The organism is Microbulbifer mangrovi (assembly GCF_002009015.1).
In the GTDB taxonomy this organism is placed as follows: domain Bacteria; phylum Pseudomonadota; class Gammaproteobacteria; order Pseudomonadales; family Cellvibrionaceae; genus Microbulbifer; species Microbulbifer mangrovi.
Genome location: NZ_LZDE01000097.1, coordinates 1 through 902 on the forward strand (window position 1 = coordinate 1; position 902 = coordinate 902).

Below are 902 nucleotides of genomic sequence, written 5' to 3' on the forward strand. Positions count from 1 at the left end.
TCCCTGTTGCCGACGCTCCTGAAAACCCGCACCCGGGGCTTTGCCTTCGCATCAGAGTTATTAGCTTTTGAAGAGTAAGTTGTGCTTACGTATTTGGCTGACGGTACCTGGGATCTTTCGGCGGAATAATATCGCCATCTTCATCCAGCTCGGGAAATGGCAGCCCGTGTTTCTCACAGTACTTCACCAGTTTCGGGTGCATCCAGCGGAACAGAATATCCTTGATCACCGGATCCTCTTCGTCGAGCACCTTATCGTCATACATCCCGGCCTTCTGCCGCTGGTACATGGCTTCCTGCAGAATAATCGCGGCGGCAACACTGACGTTGTAGCTTTCGACCATACCGATAATCGGGATGGTGACATGATCGTCGGCATGCTCTGCGGCGTAGTCACTGAGCCCGTGTTTTTCGGCTCCCATGATGAGGGCGAAGGGTTTTGTGTAATCGGCCTGGCGGAAGTCGATGGCGCGGTCGGACCAGTGGGCGGCGTAGAGGTGCATACCGCGGCTTTTGAGTTCGGCCATGCCCGTTTCGATATCGGGGTAGACGGCGTTGCCGGTAAAGCGGCCACTGCCGCCGGCGGTGTTGTGATACAGCAGATGGCCGTAGCTGGGTTGGACCATGTGGATTTCGGGAATGCCGACGGCGTCGGCGGTGCGCAGCATGGCGGAGATGTTTTGGCCTTTGTGCACCTGGTCGGTGAGCAGGGTCATGTCGTGCTGCCGCTGGCGGAGCACCTGTTTGAATTTCTCGTAGCGGCTGCGGCTCATGGTACTTCTATCTTTGGGGTTCTGATCTGACCGCGGATTATAGCATTGAGGTATTGTGGCCCCTACCTGGCTAGTTTGGTGGCGTCGCCGCTACCGGGTAGACCTTTGCGGGACACGCCGTAAACCCATC

1 protein-coding gene is annotated in these 902 nt (G+C 57.0%); it reads right to left on the reverse strand.

Annotation, left to right across the window (positions count from 1 at the left end):
- Positions 1-85 precede the first annotated feature (85 nt).
- Positions 86-772 carry a tRNA (guanosine(18)-2'-O)-methyltransferase TrmH gene (gene trmH, locus B4U49_RS00455; protein WP_078082647.1) on the reverse strand — a complete coding sequence of 229 codons (687 nt, stop codon included), beginning with the start codon at positions 770-772 and terminating at the stop codon, positions 86-88.
- Positions 773-902: the final 130 nt, after the last annotated feature.